We start from the raw sequence: 266 nt of genomic DNA, 5'->3' as shown, positions 1-266 counted from the left end.
GTGCCGGCAAGAGGACTTGAACCCCCAACCTACTGATTACAAGTCAGTTGCTCTACCAATTGAGCTACACCGGCATATATGTAAAACCGATATGTATAATGAAAAATGATGGAGGATGACGGGCTCGAACCGCCGACCCTCTGCTTGTAAGGCAGATGCTCTCCCAGCTGAGCTAATCCTCCATACTTGCACTAACGTGCAATTGCTTGGCGGCGTCCTACTCTCACAGGGGGAAACCCCCGACTACCATCGGCGCTGAAGAGCTT

At 51.5% G+C, this 266-nt stretch carries 2 tRNA genes; both read right to left on the bottom strand.

Annotated features, from left to right (window positions below):
- Window position 1: 1 nt before the first annotated feature.
- Window positions 2–74: transfer RNA gene (locus SB658_RS24470), tRNA-Thr, on the bottom strand.
- A gap of 35 nt (window positions 75–109) precedes the next feature.
- A tRNA-Val gene (locus SB658_RS24465) sits at window positions 110–182 on the bottom strand.
- Window positions 183–266: the final 84 nt, after the last annotated feature.

Origin of the sequence: Bacillus sp. SIMBA_008, from assembly GCF_046535495.1 — a bacterium.
Lineage (GTDB): Bacteria > Bacillota > Bacilli > Bacillales > Bacillaceae > Bacillus > Bacillus subtilis.
The sequence above is the reverse complement of the archived record's forward strand: the minus strand, read 5'-3'. Positions and strand labels throughout refer to the sequence as shown.